At 67.6% G+C, this 17,734-nt stretch carries 19 protein-coding genes; 13 read left to right on the top strand and 6 right to left on the bottom strand.

Annotated elements, in window-relative coordinates:
• The first annotated feature begins 21 nt into the window (after positions 1–21).
• From AC5RVS_RS15615 to AC5RVS_RS15645, 7 genes are all read left to right on the top strand, one after another.
• Positions 22–792, top strand: coding sequence for a helix-turn-helix transcriptional regulator (locus AC5RVS_RS15615; protein WP_493987537.1), 771 nt, complete (start codon positions 22–24; stop codon positions 790–792).
• The gene (sufB, locus tag AC5RVS_RS15620) at positions 792–2,276 is read left to right on the top strand and encodes a Fe-S cluster assembly protein SufB (RefSeq protein WP_493987285.1); all 1,485 of its coding nucleotides are present in this window, start codon (positions 792–794) and stop codon (positions 2,274–2,276) included. Before AC5RVS_RS15615 ends, sufB begins: the two co-directional genes overlap by 1 nt.
• On the top strand, positions 2,276–3,559 hold the full coding sequence (sufD, locus tag AC5RVS_RS15625) for a Fe-S cluster assembly protein SufD (RefSeq protein WP_494108811.1): 1,284 nt from the start codon (positions 2,276–2,278) through the stop codon (positions 3,557–3,559). The genes sufB and sufD overlap by 1 nt, the downstream gene beginning before the upstream one ends.
• Positions 3,559–3,918, top strand: a complete 360-nt coding sequence (locus AC5RVS_RS15630; RefSeq protein WP_493987283.1) for a non-heme iron oxygenase ferredoxin subunit — start codon at positions 3,559–3,561, stop codon at positions 3,916–3,918. Before sufD ends, AC5RVS_RS15630 begins: the two co-directional genes overlap by 1 nt.
• Before the next feature lie 59 nt (positions 3,919–3,977).
• Positions 3,978–4,739, top strand: a complete 762-nt coding sequence (gene sufC / locus AC5RVS_RS15635) for a Fe-S cluster assembly ATPase SufC (protein WP_493987282.1) — start codon at positions 3,978–3,980, stop codon at positions 4,737–4,739.
• Positions 4,740–4,741: 2 nt separating this feature from the next.
• Complete coding sequence (locus AC5RVS_RS15640) at positions 4,742–5,071, top strand: metal-sulfur cluster assembly factor (RefSeq protein WP_493978517.1); 330 nt, start codon at positions 4,742–4,744, stop codon at positions 5,069–5,071.
• Between the two features lie 90 nt (positions 5,072–5,161).
• Positions 5,162–5,959: a Pr6Pr family membrane protein gene (locus tag AC5RVS_RS15645; protein WP_493987281.1), complete on the top strand. Its 798-nt coding sequence runs from the start codon at positions 5,162–5,164 to the stop codon at positions 5,957–5,959.
• A gap of 15 nt (positions 5,960–5,974) precedes the next feature.
• On the opposite strand, the gene ypfJ is transcribed toward AC5RVS_RS15645, so the two are convergent.
• Positions 5,975–6,874: a KPN_02809 family neutral zinc metallopeptidase gene (gene ypfJ / locus AC5RVS_RS15650; RefSeq protein WP_494108812.1), complete on the bottom strand. Its 900-nt coding sequence runs from the start codon at positions 6,872–6,874 to the stop codon at positions 5,975–5,977.
• Between the two features lie 147 nt (positions 6,875–7,021).
• On the opposite strand from ypfJ, the gene abc-f reads away from it, so the two are divergent.
• Positions 7,022–8,620, top strand: a complete 1,599-nt coding sequence (gene abc-f, locus AC5RVS_RS15655; RefSeq protein WP_494108813.1) for a ribosomal protection-like ABC-F family protein — start codon at positions 7,022–7,024, stop codon at positions 8,618–8,620.
• Positions 8,621–8,725: 105 nt separating this feature from the next.
• Here the strand turns inward: abc-f and AC5RVS_RS15660 are convergent, their stop codons facing one another.
• Genes AC5RVS_RS15660 through AC5RVS_RS15670 form a run of 3 tightly spaced genes read right to left on the bottom strand, consistent with a single transcriptional unit; the run spans position 8,726 to position 10,437 of the window.
• Positions 8,726–9,625, bottom strand: coding sequence for an SURF1 family cytochrome oxidase biogenesis protein (locus AC5RVS_RS15660; RefSeq protein ID WP_494108814.1), 900 nt, complete (start codon positions 9,623–9,625; stop codon positions 8,726–8,728).
• Complete coding sequence (locus AC5RVS_RS15665; protein ID WP_493987277.1) at positions 9,626–9,856, bottom strand: hypothetical protein; 231 nt, start codon at positions 9,854–9,856, stop codon at positions 9,626–9,628.
• Positions 9,853–10,437, bottom strand: coding sequence for a DUF3099 domain-containing protein (locus tag AC5RVS_RS15670; protein ID WP_494108815.1), 585 nt, complete (start codon positions 10,435–10,437; stop codon positions 9,853–9,855). Before AC5RVS_RS15670 ends, AC5RVS_RS15665 begins: the two co-directional genes overlap by 4 nt.
• Positions 10,438–10,554: 117 nt before the next feature.
• Here AC5RVS_RS15670 and AC5RVS_RS15675 point away from each other — a divergent pair, with 117 nt between their 5' ends.
• On the top strand, positions 10,555–11,289 hold the full coding sequence (locus AC5RVS_RS15675) for a beta-ketoacyl-ACP reductase (protein WP_494108816.1): 735 nt from the start codon (positions 10,555–10,557) through the stop codon (positions 11,287–11,289).
• A gap of 154 nt (positions 11,290–11,443) precedes the next feature.
• On the top strand, positions 11,444–12,196 hold the full coding sequence (locus AC5RVS_RS15680; RefSeq protein ID WP_493987274.1) for an SDR family oxidoreductase: 753 nt from the start codon (positions 11,444–11,446) through the stop codon (positions 12,194–12,196).
• Between the two features lie 65 nt (positions 12,197–12,261).
• Here AC5RVS_RS15680 and AC5RVS_RS15685 read toward each other — a convergent pair whose 3' ends face one another.
• Both AC5RVS_RS15685 and serB read right to left on the bottom strand, forming a co-directional pair.
• Entirely contained in the window at positions 12,262–14,151 is a 1,890-nt protein-coding gene (locus tag AC5RVS_RS15685; RefSeq protein ID WP_494108817.1) for a transketolase, read from the bottom strand.
• Positions 14,152–14,323: 172 nt separating this feature from the next.
• Positions 14,324–15,217, bottom strand: a complete 894-nt coding sequence (gene serB, locus AC5RVS_RS15690) for a phosphoserine phosphatase SerB (protein ID WP_494108818.1) — start codon at positions 15,215–15,217, stop codon at positions 14,324–14,326.
• 106 nt (positions 15,218–15,323) lie between these two features.
• Here serB and AC5RVS_RS15695 point away from each other — a divergent pair, with 106 nt between their 5' ends.
• From AC5RVS_RS15695 to AC5RVS_RS15705, 3 genes are read left to right on the top strand one after another with little or no spacing between them, the layout of a single operon-like run.
• Positions 15,324–16,112 (top strand): ABC transporter ATP-binding protein, encoded by a 789-nt coding sequence (locus tag AC5RVS_RS15695; RefSeq protein WP_494108819.1) that lies wholly within the window; start codon positions 15,324–15,326, stop codon positions 16,110–16,112.
• Between the two features lie 14 nt (positions 16,113–16,126).
• Positions 16,127–16,903, top strand: coding sequence for a sulfite exporter TauE/SafE family protein (locus AC5RVS_RS15700; protein ID WP_494108820.1), 777 nt, complete (start codon positions 16,127–16,129; stop codon positions 16,901–16,903).
• Positions 16,900–17,712 carry a TrmH family RNA methyltransferase gene (locus tag AC5RVS_RS15705; protein ID WP_494108821.1) on the top strand — a complete coding sequence of 271 codons (813 nt, stop codon included), beginning with the start codon at positions 16,900–16,902 and terminating at the stop codon, positions 17,710–17,712. Before AC5RVS_RS15700 ends, AC5RVS_RS15705 begins: the two co-directional genes overlap by 4 nt.
• Positions 17,713–17,734: the final 22 nt, after the last annotated feature.

Here is a 17,734-nt window from a genome sequence, read left to right on the forward strand (position 1 = left end):
CATGATTGTGTTGTGTATTCCATGACCAGTAGTGCTTCTTTGCGTGCCCAGGCACCGGAGTCCGAGGAGCGGACCCGGGACCGGGTGTTGAATGCCGTCTTGGAACACGGACCCGTCAGTGCCGCCGGGCTCGGCGAGATACTGGGCTTCACTCCCGCGGCCGTGCGGCGCCACTTGGATGCCCTCTCCCGCAAGGGCTTGATCGAGGTCAAGCTCACTGCGAATTCGGCCACCGGAGCCGGCCGGCCGGCCCGGAAGTACGTGCTGAGCCGGCAGGGCCAGACACGGCTCGGCAACGACTATCTGGATATCGCCCGTACCGCGTTGGCGGCCTTGGGCGAGGCTGCCGGCCGCGAGGCGGTTGCTGAGTTCGCGCGGAACCGCTACCGGGACATGGAAGAACGCTACCGTCCGGTAGTGGAGGCAGCAGGGCCCGGAATCGAAGAGCGGGCCAAGGCGCTGGCGGAGGCGCTGAGCGCCGACGGCTTCGTTGGCTCCACCAACGTGGTGGGATCCCAAGCGCCGCACAGCACCATGCTGGCCGTCCAGCTGTGCCAGGGGCACTGCCCGGTGCAGCAGCTGGCAGCAGACTTCCCCGACTTCTGCGACAGCGAAACTGAAGTTTTCTCCCGGCTGCTCGGGGTGGATGTCAGGCGACTGTCCACGCTGGCCAGCGGGGGACATGTTTGTACGACCCACATCCCGGTGGGTCGAACAAGGTCTGCGGTTCGACCCGTCGAACCGGCGACAGGCACGAGACGAGTATCCATCAATCTGCAAGAGAGGCCGTGATGACGGACCAAGTGGATCAGAGCATGAGGAACGCGGTCGGGACGACCGACGTAGCCGACACCACCATTTCCGAAATCCTGGAAAAGAACCCCGAGCTGCATGGCATCGGGACCTACGAATACGGCTGGTCCGACGCCGACACCGCCGGCGCCAACGCCCGCCGCGGTCTGAATGAAGAAGTGGTCCGCGACATCTCCGCCAAGAAGGGCGAGCCGCAGTGGATGCTGGATCTGCGTTTGAAGGGCTTGAAGTACTTCGACCGCAAGCCGATGCCCACCTGGGGCGCCGACCTGTCCGGCATTGACTTCGACAACATCAAGTACTTTGTCCGTTCCACGGAGAAGCAGGCCAAAACGTGGGAGGACCTGCCCGAGGACATCCGGGTCACCTACGAAAAGCTGGGCATCCCCGAGGCCGAGCGTGAACGCCTGGTCTCCGGTGTTGCCGCCCAGTACGAGTCCGAGGTGGTCTACCACCAGCTTCGCGAAGACCTGGAAGCCCAGGGCGTGATCTTCCTGGACACCGACACCGGCCTGAAGGAACACCCGGAGATCTTCCAGGAGTACTTCGGTTCGGTCATCCCGGTGGGCGACAACAAGTTCGCCTCGCTGAACACCGCCGTCTGGTCCGGCGGGTCCTTCGTCTACGTCCCGAAGGGCGTCCACGTGGACATCCCGCTGCAGGCCTACTTCCGGATCAACACCGAGAACATGGGCCAGTTCGAGCGCACGCTGATCATCGCCGACGAAGACTCCTACGTGCACTACATCGAGGGCTGCACGGCGCCGATTTACAGCTCCGACTCGCTGCACTCCGCCGTCGTCGAAATCATCGTGAAGAAGGGCGCGCGCGTCCGGTACACGACGATCCAGAACTGGTCCAACAACGTGTACAACCTGGTCACCAAGCGGGCCATCGCCCATGAGGGCGCCACCATGGAGTGGGTCGACGGCAACATCGGCTCCAAGGTCACCATGAAGTACCCGGCGGTCTACCTGACCGGCGAGCACGCCAAGGGCGAGACGCTGTCCATCGCCTTCGCCGGTGCGGGCCAGCACCAGGACACCGGCTCGAAGATGGTCCACATCGCGCCGAACACTTCCAGCGCGATCGTGGCCAAGTCCGTGGCCCGCGGCGGCGGCCGCTCGGCCTACCGAGGCCTGGTCCAGGTCCGCGAAGGCGCGAAGAACACCAAGAACAGCGTGGTTTGCGACGCCCTGCTGGTGGACACGATCTCGCGGTCGGACACGTACCCGTACATCGATGTCCGCGAGGACGACGTCACCATGGGCCACGAGGCGACCGTGTCCCGCGTCAGCGAAGAGCAGCTGTTCTACCTGATGACGCGCGGCATGGCCGAAGACGAAGCAATGGCCATGATCGTGCGCGGTTTCATCGAGCCGATCGCCCGCGAGCTGCCGATGGAATACGCCCTCGAGCTGAACCGCTTGATTGAACTGCAGATGGAAGGATCCGTAGGTTAATGACTGAGATCACTGAGAAGGCACGCATCGGTGCTCCGGCCATCGACGGATTCACGGAGGAAGGCGAAAATCTCTCCCCGGCCAACGCTGACGCAGGTCCGCTGGCCGGGGCCAGCGCCAAGAGCCACAGCCACGGAGGCGGCGTCGGTGTTCCGGACAGCTCCCGCGCCGGCCGCCTGACCTCGTACAAGGCAGAAGACTTCGGCCCGCTCACCGGACGGGAGGAAGACTGGCGGTTCACTCCGCTCAAGCGCCTGCGCGGCCTGCAGAGCGACGCGCTGACCGGTACCGCACCGGCCGTCACCGTCACCGGGCCCGAAGGCGCCGACCTGCCGGCCGGCGTCCTGGTCGAGACCGTGGGCCGGGGCGATGCACGCATCGGTGTTGCGGGCATCCCCGAGGACCGCGTCTCGGCTGCGGCCTGGGAGGCGTTCACCGAAGCGACCGTGGTGACCATTCCGGCCGAAGCCCAGCTGGATTCCGGCGTCGCCGTGGTCGTGGAAGGCAACAGCACCGAGCTGTCCGCGCAGCACCTGGTCATCGTGGCCGAAAAGTTCTCCAAGGCCGTCGTCGTGCTGGACCACAAGGGCAGCGCAACGGTCTCGCAAAACGTGGAGATCGATGTGCAGGACGGCGCCGAACTCACCGTCGTCTCGGTGCAGGAATGGGCCGACGACGCCGTTCACGCCTCCTCGCAGCAGGCCCGCGTGGGCCGCGACGCGAAGTTCAAGCATGTGACCGTCAGCCTGGGCGGCGACCTGGTCCGCGTCACGCCGTCCACCCGTTTCACTGCCACCGGCGGCGATGTGGAAATGTTCGGCCTCTACTTCGCCGACGCCGGACAGCACCTTGAGCACCGCCTGTTCGTGGACCACGCGATGCCGAACTGCAAGTCGCGGGTGCTGTACAAGGGCGCCCTGCAGGGCAAGAACGCGCACACCGTCTGGGTGGGCGACGTGCTGATCCGCAAGGAAGCCGAGGGCACCGACAGCTACGAGGCAAACCGGAACCTGGTGCTGACCGACGGCGCGCGCGCCGACTCGGTGCCGAACCTCGAAATCGAGACCGGACTGATCGAAGGTGCCGGCCACGCCAGCACCACCGGCCGCTTCGACGACGAGCACCTGTTCTACCTGATGGCGCGCGGCATCCCCCAAGACGTCGCCCGCCGCCTGGTGGTCCGCGGTTTCCTCAACGAGGTCATTCAGCAGATCCGGGTTCCCGCCCTCGAAGAGCGGCTCAACGCCGCACTGGAACGCGAGCTCGAGGCGGGCAACCTCTGATGAGCGGGACTCCGCGCGGCGAACTGGTGTGCCAGGCCTCTGACGTACAGGTCAATCAGGCAGTGCGCATCCTGATCGATGACTACCCGGTAGCCATCGTCAGGGACTCGGAAGGCGAACTCCACGCCATCGGAGACACCTGTTCGCACGCGGACGTTTCCCTCTCCGAAGGCGACGTCGAAGGCTGCGCGATCGAATGCTGGGGCCACGGCTCCCAGTTCGATCTGCGCACCGGCGAGCCGCTGAGCCTGCCGGCGTTCGAGCCCGTCCCGGTGTTCGCGCTGACGCTCGACGGCGACGGCGTCTACGTGGACGTCACGAACGTCCTCAACGGGGCGCCCGCCCCGGACCTCAACTAAAAACTTCAATTACGTGAACGGCGCCCGCTCCCACCGGGCGCAAAGGAGAAAGCAGACAGATGTCTACTCTTGAAATCAAGGACCTGCACGTCAGCATCGACACCGAGCAGGGCAGCAAGCAGATCCTCAAGGGCGTGTCCCTGACGATCAACACCGGCGAAATCCACGCCATCATGGGCCCGAACGGTTCCGGCAAGTCCACCCTGGCGGCCACCATCGCCGGGCACCCGCGCTACAACGTCGACTCCGGCTCCATCACCATGGACGGCGAAGATGTGCTGGCCATGAGCGTGGACGAGCGCGCCCGCGCCGGCCTGTTCCTGGCCATGCAGTACCCGGTCGAGGTACCCGGCGTGACCATGACCAACTTCCTGCGCACCGCCAAGACCGCCCTCGACGGCGAGGCCCCGAGCCTGCGTACCTGGACCAAGGACGTCAAGGAAGCGATGAGCCAGCTGCGCATCGACGCCGACTTCGCCCAGCGCAACGTGAACGAAGGCTTCTCCGGCGGCGAGAAGAAGCGCGTGGAGATCCTCCAGCTCGAACTTTTCAAGCCCAAGTTCGCCATCATGGACGAAACCGACTCCGGCCTGGACGTGGATGCGCTCAAGGTGGTCTCCGAAGGCCACAACCGGGTGCATGCCGGGGGCGCGATGGGCACCCTGCTCATCACCCACTACACGCGCATCCTGCGCTACATCAAGCCCGACTTCGTGCACGTCTTCGTGGATGGCCACATCGCCGAAGAGGGCGGCCCCGAACTGGCCGACCGTCTCGAAGAAGAGGGCTACGACCGCTACCTGACAGCAGCAAAGGCCTGATCATGACTGAAGCCAAAGCCCCGCAGACGTCCCTGGAGGACGTCGAGGAAGCGCTCAAGGACGTCATCGACCCGGAGCTGGGCGTCAACATCGTGGACCTCGGCCTGCTGTACGGGCTGAAGTACGCCGACGACGGTGCCCTGCTCATCGACATGACGCTGACCACCGCAGCCTGCCCGCTCACCGACGTCCTCGAGGAGCAGACCGGCCAGGCGCTGGACGGCGTGGTGGACGAGTGGCGCCTCAACTGGGTATGGATGCCGCCGTGGGGTCCGGAACGGATCACCGACGACGGCCGCGACCAGATGCGCGCCCTCGGCTTCAATATCTGAGCCCGGCGAAGCGACGACGGCGGACCGGTCACCTTCGGGTGGCCGGTCCGCTTCTGTGTTGGCACCGGCCCGCGGGGCTAGGATCATGTCATGGGAGTGTCGAGGGCGGCATTAAAGCGGCGGCGGGGACGCTATGACGAGGTCCACGTCGCTGCGGCCTACCACGGCCTGACTGCGCTGCTGGCCGTAGTGGGCCTCGTCGTCGGAATCACCGCCGTGCCGGCGGCGCCCGGCTATGCCGCCGCCGCCGCGCATGCCTGGTGGAACTACGCCAGCGCGCCGGGGGTGCAGGCCGCGCTGCTGGTCTTTGTGGTGAGCCTGACGCTGTTGATGGATTCGACCATGGCCGGGGGACGGCTCTGGCGGGCAGCCCGGACCGCCACCCTGGCGGCCATGCTGCTGGTCTTCCTGGCCCAGTTCACCCGGTTCCGCGGTTTTCCCGAAGCCGCCGGGCTGACCGCGGCAGGGGTGATGGCGGACCGGCTCCTGCATTACGTGCTGCCCGTGGTCGTCCTGACCGGCTGGCTCATCTTTGGTCCGCGGCCCCGCATCGGCGCCGGGGCGGTGACGCTCGGCCTGGCCTTCCCGGTTTTCTGGCTGCTCTGGACGGGGGTCAGGGGCGCCGCGACGGGCTGGCTGCCGTATGGTCAGGGGACGGCGGGGCCGGGGGAGTTGCTGATGACGGGGATCGGCCTGATCCTGGTCTGGCTGGGAGCGGGCATGGTCTTCCTGCTGCTGGACACAACGATGGGCCGCGAGCCCGACGGCTATCTGCCGGGATTCGGACCCGGCGATCCCGACGGCGGCAGGGCCGGGACCTCCGGGGGCGCACCGCCGTTCGCCCCAGGCATCCGCGAGACCGACCCGGTGGACCCGCGCGACCTGTAGCTTTCACAGCCTGCGTCAGGCGGGGCGGTCGAGGTCCGGGGCGGAGAAGGTGTCGCACCGGCCGGCGTCCCCGGTCCGGTAGCCGTGCAGGAACCAGCGCTGCCGTTGCTCGCTGGAGCCGTGCGTCCAGGTGTGGGGGTTGACCTGCCCCGCGGCGGCTTGCTGGATGCGGTCGTCGCCCACGGCGGCCGCGGCGGAGAGGGCGTCCTGCAGGTCCCGCTGGGTCAGCGGCTGCATGAACGGTTCTCCGGTCCTTTCGTCGATCTGCTCCGTGGCATTGCCCGCCCACACGCCGGCATAGCAGTCCGCCTGCAGTTCCACCCGGACTGCACCGGACTCGGGACCCTGGGGATCCTGCCGGGCGTAGCCGATGGCGCCGGTCAGGTTCTGGATGTGGTGCCCGAACTCGTGCGCCACCACATACTCCTCGGCCAGCGGCCCCCCGCTCCCACCAAAGCGGGTGGTCAGCTCGGTGAAAAAGGACGTGTCAAAGTACGCGGTCTGATCGGATGGACAATAAAACGGGCCCACCGCGCTGCTGGCCCTGCCGCAGCCGGTGCTGACGCCGCCGTCGAAAAGGACGGTCTGCGGGGCGGGATACTGCATGTTGTAGCGGGGGAGGTAGCCGGCCCAGAAATCGTTGAGGCTGTTGACGGTACCCACGATGCGGCAGTCGGTGCGCTCGTTGGCGTCGGCGCCGGTGCGGCACTCTTCCTGCAGGACGGAACCTCCTGCCTGCTGCTGTTCCTGGCCGCCGCCCACGCCGAAGCCCTCCAGCACTTCGGGCGGAACACCCAGCAGGCTGGCAATGAGGACCAACAGGCCGCCGCCGCCGATTGCGAGCTTGCCGCCCAGGCCGCCGCGGCGGTCCTGAACCTGTGACGTATCCAGCTGGGAGCCGCGGGAGAAACTCATTCGCCAAGGATAACCGTCCGATCATACCGGCGGAGGGGGTGGGGACGGCCTTTTGTTGCCGGTAGACTGGAAAGGTTGATTTCCGCCCGTCCCGTCTGGACGGCGCCCGGGTATCCCCTCTCCGCACCCCTTCGAAAGGCTTCCACTGTGATTACCGTCAACGATCTTGAGCTGCGTGCCGGGGCCCGTCTGCTCATGGAGGCGGTGTCCTTCCGTGTGGACAAGGGCGACAAGGTGGGGCTGGTGGGCCGCAACGGCGCCGGCAAGACCACGCTGACCCGCGTCCTGGCCGGAGAAGGCATGCCTGCCGCCGGGACTGTGGTGCGCACCGGTGAAATCGGTTACCTGCCCCAGGACCCCCGCACCCCCGACATGGAACAGCTGGCCCGCGACCGCATCCTCTCGGTGCGGGGCCTCGACGTGGTGACCCGCAAGCTGAGGGAAACGCAGTCGGAAATGGCCAGCACCGACGCCGACGTTCAGGCCAAGGCGATGCGACGCTATGACCGGCTGGAGGCCGAGTTCATCTCCGGCGGCGGCTACGCGGCCGAGGCCGAGGCCGCCGCCATTTCCTCCAACCTGGCCCTGCCGGAGCGGATCCTGAACCAGCCCCTGCGGACCCTGTCCGGCGGCCAGCGCCGCCGCGTCGAGCTGGCCCGGATCCTGTATTCCGGTGCGGACACCATGCTGCTCGATGAGCCGACAAACCACCTGGACGCCGACTCGATCAGCTGGCTGCGCGAGTTCCTGAAAAACCACCAGGGCGGCCTGATCGTGATCAGCCACGACACCGGGCTGCTGGAAGCGACCGTCAACAAGGTCTTCCACCTGGACGCCAACCGCGCCACCATCGACATCTACAACATGAACTGGAAGCGCTACCTGTCCCAGCGCGAGACCGACGAGCGGGCCCGCAAGCGTGAGCGCGCCAACGCCGAAAAGAAGGCCCAGGTTCTCATGGACCAGGCGAACAAGATGCGCGCCAAGGCCACCAAGGCGGTGGCGGCCCAGAACATGGCCAAGCGGGCGGAACGCTTGCTCAGCGGCTTGGATGAGGTGCGCGCACAGGACAAGGTGGCGGCGCTGCGCTTCCCCGATCCCGCACCCTGTGGCAAGACTCCGCTCACCGCCGAAGGCCTCAGCAAGTCATATGGCTCATTGGAGATCTTCACCGATGTGGACCTGGCCATCGACCGGGGCTCCCGCGTGGTGATCCTGGGGCTGAACGGCGCCGGCAAGACCACGCTGCTGCGCATGCTGGCCGGGGTGGACACCCCCGACACCGGCGATGTGCTGCCCGGCCACGGACTGAAGATCGGCTACTACGCGCAGGAACACGAGACGCTGGACGTGGACCGGACCGTGCTGGAGAACATGCGCACGGCCGCCCCCGACCTGCAGGATGCCGAGGTGCGGAACATCCTCGGTTCCTTCCTGTTCTCGGGGGACGACGTGAACAAGCCGGCGGGGGTGCTCTCCGGTGGCGAAAAGACCCGGCTCGCCCTGGCCACCATCGTCGCGTCATCGGCCAATGTGCTGCTGCTGGATGAGCCGACGAACAACCTCGACCCGGCCAGCCGGGCGGAAATCCTGGGCGCACTGCGCAACTACAGCGGCGCCGTCGTCATGGTGAGCCACGACGAAGGGGCGGTGGCCGCCCTGAACCCGGAGCGCGTCGTGCTGCTGCCGGACGGCGTCGAAGACCTCTGGAACGAGGACTACCTGGACCTGGTCACCTTGGCCTGATTCCGGGCGCGGCCTCGAACCGCAATTGCGCGGCGCTTAGACACCTCCCTCGTTCCTCGGTCGGCGATGCGCGCCTTGGCAATTCCGGTTCCGGCAGAGCCGTAACTAGTCGTCGCGGCTGAGCAGGGTGCCGTCGGTGCGGAACCCCTGGGCGTCCAGCAGGGCGTCTTCCTCTTCTTCGGCCGTCGGCCGCTTGCGCCGGCGTTTCGGGGCCGCGGCACGCGGTGCCGGATTCGCCTGGTGGTAACCGCTGAGCGCCTCCTCTTCCTCCGCGTACCGGCTCTGGTGCGCCTGCTGGCGTGCGGCATAGCCGTAGCCGACGAACAGCAGCACGCCGAAGGCGTACCACTGCATGGAGTACGACAGGTGCGGGCCTTCGTCGATGGCCGGCTTGGGGATCTGCACGGGTTGCACGGGAGCAGCGGGAGATTCCGCCGCCATCAGCCCGTAGCTGCCGGTATGGACGGGGTAGCCCAGTTCTGCCGCATAGGCGTCCAGTTGGATGGACGCGAGCTGGCCCTCCGGGGCCCCGCGGCTGACCGGGCCTTCGCCTGGCTTGACGCGGGCGACGACGGTGACGTCGCCGTCCGGGGCGGCGGGAATGGTGTCCGGGTGGCCGGCCTGGTTGTTGCCGATCGGGAGCCAGCCCCGGTTGATCACCACGGCGCTGCCGTCCTGGAGGCGCAACGGGACAAGCACCTCGTAGCCCGGCCGGCCGTTCAGGGGACGGTTCCGCACGATCCGCTGCCCGGCGTCGTCGTACTCGCCGGTGAGGACCACCGGCGTCCATTCCATCGAGTCATCGGCGGTGGCGAAGATGTCCGGCACCTCGCCGAACGGCACCGGGTCGGCGTCGTAATTGTTCTCCACCGCCGCGATGACGTCGCGGGCCTGGTCCCGGCGTTCCATCTGCCAGTTGCCCAGCACCACGCACAGCGCGGCCAGCAGGGCAACGATCAGCAGCCAGCCCAGCCACTTGCCGCTGAGCAGGAATCGGTAGGACATTCAGGCACCTTCCAAGGGGAGCGTTTCGCGCCAGAGGCTGCGCTGGATCAGATAGTCCTGCAGCCATTCCCGGTGACCGCCGCACGCGAGCCAGATTTTGCGGCGCTCGGGGGTATGGATTTTCGGGTTGTTCCACAGCAGCTGCCACTGCGCATCCTGGCGGCAGCCCTTCCGCGAACAGACGGGGGAGGCGGCCGCCGTCCCGCCGCCGAGCTGGTCCAAAAGGTTCACGCGGCCGCCTTCCGCCAGCGCCGCTTGGTGACGGGGCTCAGGTTTCCGGTGAATTCGGCCGGCTGGTCGTCCACGCGGGGATCCTCCGGCGGGGTAGCGTCCGCAACGGCGGGCCCGTCGGCCGCTGTCGCAGCCGGACCCGGCGGCTCGGATCGGTCGGAGGCGGGGCGGACGGGCGGGGAGGACGCGTTGGGGATGCCGGCCGATGCCGGCTCGGCGTCGTCGATAAGCTCCCCGCTGAGGACCTGGTCGGTGTCTGCCCCGGCGTTTGCCGTGCGGGCGGAGGGGGCCTCCAGCTCCGGCTGCGGCGCCTGGTCCAGCAAGGCGGTGCTGTGCTGCAGGTTCGATTTGTCGCTGCCGCCATTGGCGATGATCACGGCGATCCACGGCAGGAAGACGGCGCCGGCCACGAAGAACCAGCGGAACCAGCTGTCGATGAAGAAGAAGAGCAGCAAACAAGCCAGCCGGATACCCATGGCGAGCGTGTACTTGACCATGCGCCGGTGCATTTCATCGGTATGGCTTTCAGGGACGTCCGTAATGCTCAGGACTTCCGGCTTCTCGTCAGGCTGCTTGCTCATCACACTCCATCAGGGCTGTATCAATTCTCCCACGCTGGCCGGAATGTCTAAAGCCGCGCGACGATGACCGACCGACGGATATCCCGGGCTAGGATTCCATAGGAAAACAGCAGCTTGATGGAGGTAAGAGTGAGCAACGAACAGCAGTCCGGCCGAAGCGTGCTGGTCACCGGCGGCAACAGGGGAATCGGGCTTGCGATTGCCCGGGCCTTCGAAGCGAACGGCGACAAGGTGGCGATCACCTACCGCAGCGGCGAGGTTCCCGACGGACTCCTGGGCGTGAAGGCCGATGTGACCGATGCCGCGTCCGTGGACGCTGCCTTCACCGAAGTCGAGGCCGCCCACGGCCCCGTGGAGGTCCTGGTCGCCAACGCCGGCGTCACCCGTGACACGCTGCTGCTGCGGATGAGCGAAGAGGACTTCACCAGCGTGGTGGATACCAACCTGTCCGGCGCGTTCCGGGTGATCAAGCGCGCCTCCAAGGGCATGATCCGGCTGCGGAAGGGCCGCGTGGTGCTGATCTCCTCGGTGGTGGGTCTCTACGGGTCGCCGGGCCAGATCAACTATGCCGCGTCCAAGGCCGGCCTGGTGGGCATCGCCCGGTCGCTGACCCGCGAGCTCGGATCCCGCAACATCACCGCCAACGTCGTGGCTCCGGGCTTCGTCAACACGGAAATGACGGCAGTACTGCCGGAGGACACCCAGAAGAACTACCTGGCTTCCATCCCGGCCGGCCGCTTCGCCGAACCCGAAGAAGTTGCGAACGTGGTCCGCTGGATTGCCAGCGACGAAGCCGCCTACATCTCCGGCGCGGTGATTCCGGTGGACGGCGGACTGGGAATGGGCCACTAGGCAGGTCAGGCAGGTGTTCGGGCCTGCGTTTTGTGGGCTCTCTACAACGGATAAGGCTTCGGGGACTGGCAAGATGGAACCCGAAGCCTTTTCCGGTTGAGCGTTTCCTACAACGGGCCGACCGGACCACCACTCAGAACCTCGAGGAGCAGCCATGGGCGCACTGGACGGCAAAGCAGCAATCGTAACGGGATCATCGCGCGGCATCGGCGCCGAGGTGGCCAAGCTCCTGGCCGCCGAGGGAGCGTCGGTGGTGGTCAACTACCGCCAGAAGGCACCCCGCGCGAACAAGGTAGTGGCGCAGATCGAAGAAGCCGGCGGCCGCGCCGTCGCCGTTGCCGCCGATCTGACCGCGGCAGAGGGCTCGCAGGCACTGGTCGAAGCCGCCCGGCAGAACTTCGGCGGCGTCGATGTGCTGGTGCTCAACGCGTCCGGCGGCATGGAGTCCAGCATGGGCGAGGACTATGCCCTGCGCCTGAACCGCGACGCGCAGGTGAACATGCTCAAGGCGGCGGCCGAGGTGATGCCGGCAGGGTCCCGGGTGGTGTTTGTCACCAGCCACCAGGCCCACTTCATCCGTACCGTACCGACGATGCCGGAGTACGAGCCGGTGGCCCTGAGCAAGCGCGCCGGCGAAGACGCGCTGCGCGAACTGCTGCCGGAGCTGGACGCCAAGGGCATCTCGCTGGTGGTCGTATCCGGCGACATGATCGAAGGCACCGTGACCGCGACGCTGCTGGACCGTGCCCGCCCCGGCGCGATCGAGGCCCGCCGCGCAGAGGCCGGCAAGCTTTACTCGGTGGAAGAGTTCGGCGCGGAAGTGGCCAAGATGGTCACCGCCGACGTCCCCTCCGGCCACACGGAATACGTCGGCGGCGCCGAGTCCTTCCTGCAGGCGCAGGACTAAGAGGCCGCCGCGCCGGTTTGCCGGCCGGCGCCCGGCCCCACGCCCGGCCCGGCGCAGCGCCCGGACTACTCCCGAACCAGTCGGCGCGCCGCCTCAACAATATGTCGCGCGGAGATGCCCGCGGCGTCCAGCAGGTCGTGTGGCGCGCCGGACGTCGGCAAACCTTCCACGGCCAGCCGGACCAGTTTAAGGTCCGGTACCCGCGCCTGCGTCAGGGAACCGGCGACGGCTGACCCGAGCCCGCCTTCGGGATAGTGGTCCTCCACCGTGACGATCCGGCCTCCGGTGGCCCGGCACGCTGCCAGCAGCGTCTCCTGGTCGATGGGCTTGATCGAATAGAGGTCAATCACCCGCGCGGCGATGCCTTCGCCGGCGAGTTGGGCGGACGCGGCCAGGCACTCGTGCAGGGTGACGCCCGCGCCGACGAGGGCGACGGCGTCGTCGTCAGTGGCCCGGTGCACCTTCGCCCCGCCGATGGGGAACTCTTCGCCTTCTTCGTACAGCACGGGGTAGTCGCCCCGGGTTGCCCGGAGGTAGCAGATGCCGGAAGTGTCAGCCATGGTGCGGACCAACCGGGCGGCCGAGGGCGCGTCGGCGGGGTAGAGGACGGTCGAGGTGTGGATCGCCCGCATGGCGGCCAGGTCCTCCAGCGCCATCTGCGAAGGCCCGTCCTGGCCGATTTCGACACCGGCATGGGTTCCGACCAGGCGGATGTCCACCTCGGATACCCCCGCCATCCGAATGAAGTCGTAACCGCGGGAGACGAGGAACGCTGCAAAACTGGCGGCGAACGGCACATACCCGCGCACCGAGAGCCCCGCCGCGGCAGCCACCATCTGCTGTTCGGAGATGAACATTTCGAAGAAGCGTTCCGGTGCGGCCTTGCTGAATTCCCCGGCCTTGGTGGAGTTGCCCACCTCTCCATCGAGGACCACCACCTCGGGCCGGGCGGCGAGGGCAGCCACCGCGTCGCCGAAGGCGGTCCGGGTGGCGACGGAATCGCCCACCGTGTAGGCGGGAAGCTCGACGGCGGCCGTGGGGTCTGGCGTGATGGCAGGATCGCCGGGTTCCGGTGCAAGGGTGGCGATCCGGAGGTGCGTGGGGCCGCCCAGTGCGTCGATGGCGGGTCCGGCGACGTCCTCCGGCAGTGCCTTGCCGTGCCAGCCGTCCCTGTCCTCCACCGCGGGAACGCCTTTGCCCTTGACCGTGCGGGCCAGGATGACGCTGGGCCGATCGGTGGTGGCACGCGCCGTGGAGAAGGCTTCGTTGATGGCTGCCAGGTCGTGGCCGTCAATCGGCAGCGGTTGCGCGCCGAAGGCCCGGATCCGTGCGGCGTACCGGTCCAGGTCCCAGCCCAGTGCGGTCGGTCCGTTCTGGCCCAGCCGGTTCACATCCACGATCGCCGTCAGATTTCCCAGCCGGTAATAGGCGGCCTTGTCCAGCGCCTCCCACATGGATCCTTCGGTCATCTCGCTGTCCCCGCAGAGGACCCACGTCCGGTAGGGGAGCCGGTCCAAGTACTTGCCGGCCATGGCGATGCCGACGGCGACGGGCAGCCCCTGGCCGAGCGATCCGGTTGCCACGTCCACCCAGGGCAGGGCAGGCGTGGGATGTCCTTGCAGCCGGCCGCCGAACTGCCGGTACGCGTCGAGCAGTTCCGTTTCGTCAATCACTCCGGCGGCCCGGAACATGGCATAGAGCAGCGGCGAGGCGTGCCCCTTGGAGAAAACCAGATGGTCGTTCGCCGCCAGCTCCGGCCGCTGCCAGTCATAGCGCAGGTGGTTCGCCAAGAGCACCGCCATGAGGTCGGCCGCCGAGAGCGACGAGGTGGCGTGGCCGGAGTCGACCCGGGTGGTGGTCCGAATGGAGTCGACCCGCAGCTGCGCCGCCAGGCGGCGGCACGTCTCGGCCACGTCCGGATCCAGGCTTGTGGTCGTTGTGGAGTGCGTGCTCATCGCTGATTCTCCTTCACGGCAGGTTCCGGGAATCCTGCCCGTAGGCCGGCAGCCGGGACGCTGTCCGGGGGAGGTTCAACCGACCCTACTCCGGCACATGGCCCGGCGGTAGGGGCCTCGTCCGGCGAAAATCAACACGCCTAAGATTGCGGGTCCGGCCGCCGCGAAAGCGTCAGACGCCGGCGAAGTAGCGGGCCACATCCAGGTAGGGAATGTTGATGGCGGCGTCGGCGGCCGCCCGGACGGCAGGCTTGGCGTTGAACGCAACGCCCAGGCCGGCGGCGGCGAGCATGTCCAGGTCGTTGGCGCCGTCACCGATGGCAATGGTCTGCGCCAGGTCGATCGCCTCCGCCGCGGCCCATTCGCGCAACGCTGCCTCTTTCACCGCGCGGTCCACCACGTCGCCGTCCACCTTGCCGGTCAGCGTCTCCGCGTCGATGCCCAGGAGGTTGGCGCGGTGGTAGGTCAGCTTGAGCTCGGCGGCCAGCGGGTCCAGGATTTGGCTGAAGCCGCCGGAGACCACGGCTACCGCGTGGCCGGCGGCCAGGAAGGCCTCCACCAGTTCCCGGGCCCCGTCCGTCAGCCGCACCGCGGCACGGACGCGGTCGATCACGTCGAGGGGAAGGTCCTTCAGGGTTGCCACCCGGGCGTGCAGGCTCTCGGCAAAGTCCAGTTCGCCGCGCATTGCCGCTTCGGTCACGGCGGCAACCTCGTCCCGCTTGCCGGCATGCTCGGCGAGCAGTTCGATGACCTCCTGCTGGATGAGCGTGGAGTCCACGTCCATCAGCAGCAGCTTGCGCTGCGGCCCGGCCAGCGACGCATCCATCACGGCCGTGCCCAGGTCATCCGTGAGGACGGGGGCCAGCGCCGCCCTTAAGGCTGCGACGCCGTCGGAGGCACCGCCGTCGTACTCCACCGTCAGGACGGTGACCTGGAAACGGTCGTTGGCCGCGTTCTCCAGCTCGATGATGCTCCCGCCGGCTCCGGTGATCGCGGCCTGCACGGCAGCGAGATAGGCATCGGGGAGTTCCCGGCCGTAGGAGACGACACGGAGGAGCGAGGGCATGGTGATTCCGTTCTGCGCAAAGCTGGAGGGAGGGCCGGATCCATCATGGCAGGCTCCGGCGTCGCGTTTGGCGAATGCTACGCGTTTTAGCCTACTGTCTACTGATATGAGCGATGTACTTGAATTTGCCGGGGTCACTGTTGTCCGCGGGCGGAAAACCCTGCTCGACGGCATTGACTGGCAAGTCAAGGAGGGGGAGCGCTGGGTAGTGCTCGGCCCCAACGGGGCGGGCAAGACCACGCTGCTGCAGATCGCCGGCGCACGCCTGCACCCCACCCGCGGGATCGCTGGGATCCTGGACGAGACCATGGGCAAGGTCGACGTGTTCGAGCTGCGGCCGCGGATCGGCCTGGCCTCCTCCGCGCTGGCGGGCCAGATCCCTGAGCACGAGCAGGTGCTCAATGTGGTGGTCACCGCCGCCTACGGGGTGACCGGCCGCTGGCGCGAACAGTACGACAAGATGGACGAGCGCCGCGCCTTCCGGCTGCTGGATGCCTGGGGCATGTCCACCTTCATGAACCGCCCCTTCGCCACGCTGAGCGAGGGCGAACGCAAGCGCGTGCAGATCGCCCGGGCCCTGATGTCCGACCCTGAACTGCTGCTGCTGGACGAGCCGGGTGCCGGCCTGGACCTGGCCGGCCGCGAGGATCTGGTGCGGCGGCTGAGCGAACTGGCCCAGGACGAGGAAGCGCCGGCGCTGGTGCTGGTCACGCACCATTTGGAGGAAGTGCCGCCGGGCTTCACGCACGCCATGCTGCTGCGTGAAGGCGGGGTGGTGGCCCAGGGGCCCATCGCCGAGGTGCTGACCGAAGAGAACCTGAGCAGCGCCTTTGACATGCCGCTGAGCGTCAAGCACGACGGCGGCCGCTACACTGCCGTAGCCAAGCGCGCCTAAGCGGCGCCTGCCTCATGGATGTGCTGAACGCTGCCCTGATCGGGTTGGGCGGGCTGTGGGCCGGGACCATCAACAGCATTGTTGGCTCCGGAACGCTGGTCACGTTCCCCATTCTCGTGGCACTGGGCTATGCGCCGGTGACCGCGACCATTTCGAACGCGATGGGCCTGATAGCCGGCAACGTAGGCGGCGTCTACGGCTACCGGAGGGAACTGGCGGGACTGCGCCGCACCCTGTCCATCCTGCTTCCGGCCTCGCTGCTGGGCGGGATCACCGGTGCCTGGCTGCTGCTGCACCTGCCGGAGGAAGTCTTCGGCGTGGCGGCCCCGTTCCTGATCGTGGTGGCGCTGCTGTTCGTGGTGTTCCAACCGAAGCTCCAGGCCTGGGTGCGCGACCGCCAGGCCGCGCAGGCCCGCACCCGGCCGCGTCCGTGGCTGCTGCTGGGGCTGGTCTATTTTGCCGGCGTCTACGGCGGCTACTTCGTGGCCGCCCAGGGCGTGCTGCTGGTGGGAATCCTCGGGGTCTTCCTGCACGGCACCCTGCAGCAGGCCAACGCGGTGAAGAATGTGCTGGTGTTGGGCGTTAACATCATCGCCGCCATCTCCTACATGCTCTTCGCGTTCGACCGGATCGAATGGCCGGTGGTGCTGGTCATCGCCATCAGTTCGCTGATCGGCGCGCTGATCGGATCCGCGGTGGGACGCCGGCTGAAGCCGGTGGTGCTTCGCGGCGTTATTGTCACCCTTGGCCTGGTGGCGTTGTTTGTGCTGGTCAGGAACCTCTTCGCATGAACCTGGTGCGGCTGGACTCCGCCGACGACCCGCGGGTGGCCGACTACGCGCAGCTGACGGACACCGCGCTGCGCCGGCGCCGCGAGCCCGCCGAGGGCCTGTACATCGCGGAAAGCTCCAAGGTGCTGCGCCGGGCCATCGCCGCCGGCCACACCCCGCGGTCGTTCTTCCTGACCGACAAGTGGCTGGACGACCTGCGCGACGTCATCGGCCGGTTCCCCGACGTGCCGGTGTTCGTCGGGACGCCCGAGGTGCTGGAGGCGATCACCGGATTCCACCTGCACCGCGGGGCGATGGCCGCCATGCACCGGCCCGCGCCGCTGCCCGTCGAGGACGTGCTGGCCGGCGCCCGCCGGGTGGCAGTGCTGGAAGACATCGTGGACCACACCAACGTGGGCGCGATCTTCCGGTCCGCTGCCGCCATGGGCATGGACGCGGTGCTGCTCAGTCCACAGTGCGCCGACCCGTTGTACCGGCGCAGCATCCGGGTCTCCATGGGCACGGTCTTCCAGATTCCGTGGGCCCGGCTGCCGGAGTGGCCGGAGGGCGTCGCCGCGCTGCGCGAGGTCGGTTTCACGACGGCGGCGTTGGAGCTGACCGAGGACGCCATCACCTTGGATGAGTTGGAGCGGCGCAGCTACGACAGGCTGGCACTGGTGCTTGGCACCGAGGGTGCAGGCGTGAAACAGCAAACGCTCGACCAGGTGGACCTGACCGTGATGATCCCCATGCGGCCCGGAGTGGACTCCCTGAATGTTGCGGCCGCCAGCGCGGTGGCGTTCTGGGCTTGCCGTGTCACTTCGACGTGAGCCCGCCGAATGCGGTAGAGTT

It is taken from the genome of Arthrobacter sp. Y3221048 (genome assembly GCF_059092685.1).

Bases quoted from the DNA above. Each gene is read 5' to 3' on its own strand.
- AC5RVS_RS15615 (WP_493987537.1), top strand. From the start codon at position 22: ATGACCAGTAGTGCTTCTTTGCGTGCCCAGGCACCGGAGTCCGAGGAG.
- sufB (WP_493987285.1), top strand. From the start codon at position 792: ATGACGGACCAAGTGGATCAGAGCATGAGGAACGCGGTCGGGACGACC.
- sufD (WP_494108811.1), top strand. From the start codon at position 2,276: ATGACTGAGATCACTGAGAAGGCACGCATCGGTGCTCCGGCCATCGAC.
- AC5RVS_RS15630 (WP_493987283.1), top strand. From the start codon at position 3,559: ATGAGCGGGACTCCGCGCGGCGAACTGGTGTGCCAGGCCTCTGACGTA.
- sufC (WP_493987282.1), top strand. From the start codon at position 3,978: ATGTCTACTCTTGAAATCAAGGACCTGCACGTCAGCATCGACACCGAG.
- AC5RVS_RS15640 (WP_493978517.1), top strand. From the start codon at position 4,742: ATGACTGAAGCCAAAGCCCCGCAGACGTCCCTGGAGGACGTCGAGGAA.
- AC5RVS_RS15645 (WP_493987281.1), top strand. From the start codon at position 5,162: ATGGGAGTGTCGAGGGCGGCATTAAAGCGGCGGCGGGGACGCTATGAC.
- ypfJ (WP_494108812.1), bottom strand. From the start codon at position 6,874: ATGAGTTTCTCCCGCGGCTCCCAGCTGGATACGTCACAGGTTCAGGAC.
- AC5RVS_RS15660 (WP_494108814.1), bottom strand. From the start codon at position 9,625: ATGTCCTACCGATTCCTGCTCAGCGGCAAGTGGCTGGGCTGGCTGCTG.
- AC5RVS_RS15670 (WP_494108815.1), bottom strand. From the start codon at position 10,437: ATGAGCAAGCAGCCTGACGAGAAGCCGGAAGTCCTGAGCATTACGGAC.
- AC5RVS_RS15675 (WP_494108816.1), top strand. From the start codon at position 10,555: ATGGAGGTAAGAGTGAGCAACGAACAGCAGTCCGGCCGAAGCGTGCTG.
- AC5RVS_RS15680 (WP_493987274.1), top strand. From the start codon at position 11,444: ATGGGCGCACTGGACGGCAAAGCAGCAATCGTAACGGGATCATCGCGC.
- AC5RVS_RS15685 (WP_494108817.1), bottom strand. From the start codon at position 14,151: ATGAGCACGCACTCCACAACGACCACAAGCCTGGATCCGGACGTGGCC.
- serB (WP_494108818.1), bottom strand. From the start codon at position 15,217: ATGCCCTCGCTCCTCCGTGTCGTCTCCTACGGCCGGGAACTCCCCGAT.
- AC5RVS_RS15695 (WP_494108819.1), top strand. From the start codon at position 15,324: ATGAGCGATGTACTTGAATTTGCCGGGGTCACTGTTGTCCGCGGGCGG.
- AC5RVS_RS15700 (WP_494108820.1), top strand. From the start codon at position 16,127: ATGGATGTGCTGAACGCTGCCCTGATCGGGTTGGGCGGGCTGTGGGCC.
- AC5RVS_RS15705 (WP_494108821.1), top strand. From the start codon at position 16,900: ATGAACCTGGTGCGGCTGGACTCCGCCGACGACCCGCGGGTGGCCGAC.